This is a genomic window from Bacillus sp. z26 (assembly GCF_058313635.1).
Genome location: NZ_JBZFQM010000002.1, coordinates 124489 through 131126 on the forward strand (window position 1 = coordinate 124489; position 6638 = coordinate 131126).

The 6638-nt window shown below is 33.9% G+C and carries 10 protein-coding genes; all 10 read right to left on the reverse strand.

The window, feature by feature from the left end:
* Positions 1 to 70 precede the first annotated feature (70 nt).
* Complete coding sequence (locus AC4G3K_RS05780) at positions 71 to 262, reverse strand: hypothetical protein (RefSeq protein WP_491132759.1); 192 nt, start codon at positions 260 to 262, stop codon at positions 71 to 73.
* A gap of 116 nt (positions 263 to 378) precedes the next feature.
* Positions 379 to 1218: a tyrosine-type recombinase/integrase gene (locus tag AC4G3K_RS05785; protein ID WP_491132760.1), complete on the reverse strand. Its 840-nt coding sequence runs from the start codon at positions 1216 to 1218 to the stop codon at positions 379 to 381.
* Between the two features lie 259 nt (positions 1219 to 1477).
* Positions 1478 to 2206 (reverse strand): hypothetical protein, encoded by a 729-nt coding sequence (locus AC4G3K_RS05790; protein ID WP_491132761.1) that lies wholly within the window; start codon positions 2204 to 2206, stop codon positions 1478 to 1480.
* Positions 2207 to 2311: 105 nt separating this feature from the next.
* Complete coding sequence (locus AC4G3K_RS05795; RefSeq protein ID WP_491132762.1) at positions 2312 to 2755, reverse strand: hypothetical protein; 444 nt, start codon at positions 2753 to 2755, stop codon at positions 2312 to 2314.
* 248 nt (positions 2756 to 3003) lie between these two features.
* Complete coding sequence (locus AC4G3K_RS05800) at positions 3004 to 3381, reverse strand: VOC family protein (protein ID WP_491132763.1); 378 nt, start codon at positions 3379 to 3381, stop codon at positions 3004 to 3006.
* A gap of 299 nt (positions 3382 to 3680) precedes the next feature.
* Entirely contained in the window at positions 3681 to 4091 is a 411-nt protein-coding gene (locus tag AC4G3K_RS05805) for an NUDIX hydrolase (protein ID WP_491132764.1), read from the reverse strand.
* Positions 4092 to 4218: 127 nt separating this feature from the next.
* Complete coding sequence (locus tag AC4G3K_RS05810; protein WP_491132765.1) at positions 4219 to 4482, reverse strand: hypothetical protein; 264 nt, start codon at positions 4480 to 4482, stop codon at positions 4219 to 4221.
* Positions 4483 to 5025: 543 nt separating this feature from the next.
* Positions 5026 to 5499: an 8-oxo-dGTP diphosphatase gene (locus AC4G3K_RS05815; protein ID WP_491132766.1), complete on the reverse strand. Its 474-nt coding sequence runs from the start codon at positions 5497 to 5499 to the stop codon at positions 5026 to 5028.
* A gap of 118 nt (positions 5500 to 5617) precedes the next feature.
* Positions 5618 to 5977 carry an NIPSNAP family protein gene (locus AC4G3K_RS05820; RefSeq protein ID WP_491132767.1) on the reverse strand — a complete coding sequence of 120 codons (360 nt, stop codon included), beginning with the start codon at positions 5975 to 5977 and terminating at the stop codon, positions 5618 to 5620.
* A 201-nt stretch (positions 5978 to 6178) separates the two neighbouring features.
* Positions 6179 to 6638, reverse strand: a 460-nt coding sequence (locus tag AC4G3K_RS05825; RefSeq protein WP_491132768.1) for a transposase, incomplete at its 5' end; no start/stop codon positions are given.

Here is a 6638-nt window from a genome sequence, read left to right on the forward strand (position 1 = left end):
AACATAGTTAAATGTTACCATATTTTACAGATATGTTCAAGCCTGTTTTTGGAGATTCAACAGATAAAAATCATTCCTCTTTTGTCTCCCACATCCACTTATTTTCACATAAGCGATTAACTAATGTGATTCCACCACCAACGAAAATCGTTTGGATAATATTTTCCCTCCATTGAAAGTTATCACTTCTAGAATAGTCGGCAACAATAAAAATCGTGAATAGTGCGGCAATGAAAATAATATATATTATTCGGTTTCTCATATTTTTCTTGTTTCCTTTTCTTCACTCCTTCTTCCACTAAACTGCCCCGTTTCTTCTATTAAGAAATTCAACACAAAAAGGCATTAATCCTTCTTTGATTAATGCCTTGGTTCGTATCAGAAAAACTTTTTATATAGCTCTCGTCGCAGTGTACCACTTAAATATGCGTATATCTTAGTCGTTTCGCTCTTCTCGTGTCCCATCAAATTCTGAATGACTTCTAAAGGTGCCCCGTTATTCAATAAAGTAGTAGCATAACTATGTCTCAATTGATGAGGATGAATACTTTTATTAATGCCAGATCTTTTCGAAATCTGTTTAATGATATATCTCATCTGGGATATACTCATTCGATGGGGAGCACGGACGGTTACAAATAATGCTTCTTGATTATCTGTTCTCTCATCCAAATACCTCTTCAACCAGATATCACATCTAGTATTAAAGTAAACTTCTCTTTCTTTATTTCCCTTACCTAAGACAATTACGGACTGATTAGAAAAATTGATGGATTGTTGATTCAAATTAACTGCTTCTCCAATTCGACAACCGGTTGAATACATAAATTCGAACAATGCGTTTTCTAAAGTTGTGTGACAAGCTTCTCTTAAATGCTCAATTTCTACTTCAGATAAAAACTTTGGTATTCGAATATCCGATTTTGGTTCCTTAATTTTTGACGCAGGATTACCATTCAATATATTTTCGTCTTGTGCCCACCTAAACAGCGACTTTATAAAACGTATCCTATGACTCAAGCTAGCAGCTTTTAATTGATCAGCAACATTCCCAAGGTAAAGCTTTAATGAATCGGTAGTTATTTCATCAAGAGATACATCACCGAGATTCCGGATTAATAAGTTTAATTGAACACTATATGCTTTTAAAGTCTGAGTTGAATATCCTTGGATTTGTTTATCAGCTTTATATAAATTCCACGCCTCAGATAGTATCATCCTCTTACTCTCCTCATCTATTTTTAATAGTATAGACAAGTAGAAAGGAAGTAATACCGCATTTTTTTAAACGAATGCCCCGATTAGTTTAAGTACATTTCTTTACAAACTTGCTTCACCTTCTTCATTCATTAAAGGAATGCTGCCCTGTTAGATACGGAATAAAAAGGAACTTATAGGAGCTCCTTAATCGAAATAAAGATCCTGTTGTTTTAAAATGAAACTTTAAACACCCAGGTTATTTGTAACTGTTTAGTCTCTATTGATCGAATAGAGATTCTTTTTGTATATCAGTTATTTCAGATTCAATCACGTCTTTTATTTTTTCATTTCCGATTGCCCCATTATTAAACCTATTCGAATCTATTGCATAGATCAGCCTAAATGCTACGCCATTCTTCAGTTCAATTTCTAGAAATAATCGTTTTCCGTCCATTTTACCATCTTTATACAAAGACTCAATATCCTCCAATTTCAATTCATCCCAGGCATCTAGGAATTTAGTTTTTGAAGGTTGTGAGAATGTGTGTATTCGTTCTCCATCTTCCGTACTTTCAATATGAATATTTTCCACTAAATTTCTCATTGGTACTAGCTCAGCAGCCGTTTTTGCCTTTATATTCGTGTCCACCACATATACCTTGTCATTGACAATCACCATCAAATCAGATGGGTATCCTTTTAACTCATATATCGGTGTCCCTTCTTCTAAGAACGTTGCATCCCCATTTTCCATCTGATGATTACTACAAGCACTGTCAGCCATCTTATAGACAACTTCGCCCAGTTTCCTGCCTTTTTCAATAGAAATCGGAACTGACTCATCAGCAGAGTCTGGAAACTGATGTTGGTATTGGATATCATCAATCATCACTACATCTATCCATTCAATTTCACCATCAGGACAACTGCCTAAAAAGGAATTGTTGCAAGAGGATAACAAGATCGTGAAGACTAGGATAGATAGCATCATTTTTAAATTCTTCATAAAACCCTCCATATTAACCCGCCCCGTTTCTTTCATAAGAAATTCAACACAAAAAGGCATTAATCCTTCTTCTTGGATCAAAGCCCCTATTAGTTCAATAACGATTTACCTTTTATCCAGATGATTCTTTACCAATTTATACATAAAAATAACAGCTAAAAATCCAACTATCGAAATACCGATATCTTTTGGTTCATCAAAGGCTTGTTCAAATTCATATTTTTCTTTTCTAACTGCTTTTACATATTGCCCATTGGATTCTTGTATGGCTAACGATTTCTCTGTACTAACACCTTTAATTGCATAGTATTTAGTACCTTTTTGATAAGCATTAGAGAAATTACCTGATTGCTGTTCCATATCCGAATAGTTTGTGACTTGACCAATTTCATCCCCAATATTGGTCACAGATTCTTCCGTTACCTCATAGACATATCCATCCCAAACCACAAACGGATATAACCATTTAGTTGCCATTACTTTAGCTGGTAAAAATGAAGTAATTAAAACAAATAACACTGCAATCAAAAGTAAATGTTGATTTTTCAACTAACTCCCCCTTTTTTCGAAATTGACATTAATTTTTTTTAAAAGTTTCATTGATTGTTTTATTGAGCTAACCTGCCCCTTTAGTTCCGTAAGAAAAAGGTTGCCGCAGCAACCTCCCTTGTTGTAGTAAGCATCGTTAGTTGAAGAAGATTCAATCATTGAAGAATATTCTCCCTTTTTTTGAATAGAACATAAAGTGTTGTGACAATCCTAAATTCCTTCTTATGGAATCTTTCTTATAGCTACCTTCACTTGCCTGTAACATATATAGCTTGAATCATTTCTACTCTGTTTCCGAATGGGTCTCTGAACTCAAAACGTTCAAAACCTGGTATAGGGATTCCTTCAATAATCTGAATAGAGTTTTCTTCCAATTTATTTCTCCAATACGATATATCTTCAACCTGATAAGCTATATGAGCTTTTGTTGTTAATCTATCAAAACCATCTTCCGTTCCTATATGTAAATCTCTATCTCCAACTTTAACCCAAAATCCGCCTCTTCCCTTGAGTGATTCTGGCTTTTCTTTCTCAGGTAAACCTAAAATACCGCAATAAAAGTCTTTCCCTTCTTCTTCAGCTCCCTTTGGAATAGTTATTTGAGCGTGATGTAAACCAATAATCATAAAAACATCCCCCATTGCTAAGTTGAATTTTTGATGATTTTTCTCCTATAACTTAAGCAGATACTAATTCATCTTTCATTTTATATCAAAAAAACAGTATGTATATTATTGATATATGAACACTCTTGATAAGTATTTGTTATGAACTAATTCTCCCAACTTGTTAGATAAGAATTATAGAAAAAGCATTAATCCTTCTTCCGCTAACCTGCCCCTTTAGCAGCATAAGAAAAGGCCATCAATTTGACAGCCGTGATCAGTTGCTAATGCCCCGTTATTTGAAGAAGGATAAGGTTTGTTTAACCTTGGAAAGTATAAATTGAGGAGTTTGTCAGTAACTTTTCTACACCATCAAGATGATAAGGCATTAATTCATTAGCCCTTTGTATGCCTACCCACTTTATTTCCGAAATTTCATCTTCATCTTGTATTGAAATTTCTCCTTCTATGATTTTCGCAGTAAAAGTTATGAATAAGGCGTGATTTCCCTTTTCCTTAAAAAACGCTTCATTTACTGCTACAATGCTTTCAACTTCAATTGTTAAACCTGTTTCTTCCTTAACCTCTCGGATAACTGCCTGCTCGAGAGTTTCCCCTTTTTCAACTGCACCGCCAGGAAGAGACCAACCACTCCCTATGTTATTAACCATTAGGATTTCTTCCTTATCTTCATTATAAATTAATGCATATGCGACATCTATTCTTATCATATTCTGTTATCCCCCCTGTTTATACAATTGGATTAAATATCCATCATAACATAATGTTCTTAAACTAAACTGCCCCGTTTCTAGCATAAGAAAAGAGCCTTTTAATCAGCTCTTAATATTGAAGAATTTACGCTTCACCCATTCCAAATCCCAATAAAAGAATATAGATAAATGAACAGAATGCAATTAAATTTATTAAGATAAGGCCCCATTTTCCTAATCCTTTATTACTTATAACACCAAAGAAGATTCCTAGCAGCGGAAGTACAATCATAGATAGAATTACGTATTTCCCAACTGGACCACCAGGAAGTGCACCAGTAGACAAAAGGCTAAATAAAATAACGAAGATGGCCACACATACGAATGACCAAATTTTATAATTACGCATTTTTATCCTCCTTCTTAATATAATTCTTATATTATATATTCGTTAATATTAATAAGTCCTTCTTCCGCTAACCTGCCCCTTTAGTTCTATAAAAGAAGAAAGAATACTAATTTACAATCTTGGTCTTACACTCTACCTGATATTAATATTTTTCAGTTGCTTCTTTAAATTCCATTGCTTTGGTTTCTCTTTTTCCCGAAACCACTTAGCTCCATTTTGGATCCACTCTTCTCGATAACTTTCCAAGGTATATCCTAATTCTTCATCGCCATACCCTGGTTGAAATCCACAGCAAGCACAAATAAGGCTTACATCAGGAGTACCATTTATATATAAAGGCCCTGGTAAATAATCACAGCCACATACTGAACAAACAAAAAATCTCTTTTTTCTCACCTTCTAAAGAATCTGTTTTTTATATAATATTTCTCTATTACTAACGAGATTCCTTCTTCCACTAACCTGCCCTGTTTCTACAGAATTCAACAGAAAAAAGCATTAATCCTTCTTAGATCAATGCCCTAGTTATCTTAATAAGAGATCTTATGTATTTCGAATAACAACTTTTTCCTCTTTATTATTTTCGTGATTCCATTCAACTTGAATCTCAAATGTTCCCTCTTTAAAGAATAACGGAAATCTTCTTCGAATGGATGTTTGCATTGGAAGTTTATATGCGTTATCTATATTTACCCAGACAGCTTTCCCTTCAGGAGAATCTTCCAGTAGTTCACCCTTAAAATCCTTTGTAATGTAATTAAATATCATATATCTATCATTAGCGACTGGATTAACGTATTCATATAGACCTTTATAAATAAGATTACTAACCTCCAACCCTGTTTCCTCTTTAACTTCTCTTACCGCACCCTCTACTATACTCTCGGGGAATTCAACTTTACCACCAGGTGGAATAAATCCTTTGAAATGGTCGTGTTGTCTATCAAGAAGTAAAACCTTGTTTTCATTTTGAATCATACATACAGTCCAAATTTTATAATTTATAGTATCACTCATAAATCTCCTCTCCCCATATCTTTATGTAAATACCGCCATATTTATTTCTTATTGTGCTAACCTGCCCCGTTACTTCCATAAGAAATTCAACATAAAAAGGCTGCACCTGTAAGTTTAACTACTGATTAGTGGATACATTCTTTATTAAAGTTGATTTTAACTCTTCATTTTTCACTTCCAAAATATATTCTTTATACACAAAATCTTTGCCGCCATTTTTTTCATACCATTTATTTATTCGACTAACGTGTTCACTGTTACCTCTTACTTTCTTTTCTATTTCTATATACTTCTCATAACTGTCATACTCCCAAATAGCGAATATCTCAGTGGTTGTATCATTAGAAGGTGTCATCCATCTTCCTAATAGTCGTGCACCATTTTTTAGTTGATTGGGTAAATTTGTTTCATTAAAGTGTGCATTAAAAATATCCACAAATTCATTTTTTACTATGTAAAATTTCCTTCTATAAAACAAAAATTCCACACCCTTTTCATTTATTTAACATATAATTCTACTTTAAAAACATTTATTCCTTCTTCCGCTAAACCAGCTAATAGGATGTCAATATCTCTCTGTAAAATTTATTTTTTTATATGCTATACTGTTTTTAGGCATACCAAATAACCCTCCAGATAACTTGAGGAAGGTTTTTCTTTATGTGGTTAAAATGTCTTTCTAAGCTATATCTAGGAAATGTTCTTTCCTTTTTAATAAAGCATAAATCCAGTGAAGAAGTTTATTGATACAAGCGATCATTGCCACTTTCGACGGCTTTCCTTCTAAGCGTTTCTTGTCATAGAACTCCTTGAGCTTTTTATTTCTGGAACTTCTTATTCCACATAAAACTGCTAGATACAAGCTGTGCCTTAGCCTGCTGGAACCTCGTTTGGTAATCCGATTCGTCGTCGCTATAAACTTGCCAGATGAATGGACACTTGGATCGATGCCAGCGAAGGCAACCAATTTCTTAAGGTGATTAAACCGATCAATCTCACCAATTTCGGAAATAATCGTGGCAGCGATTTTTTCTCCGATTCCAGGGATAGATTGGATAATCTTATATTCTTCTATTTCATTGGCCAGGGATACCATTTGGCTCTCCAATTCCGAAAGGTGTCCTTGGTAATGAAATAGG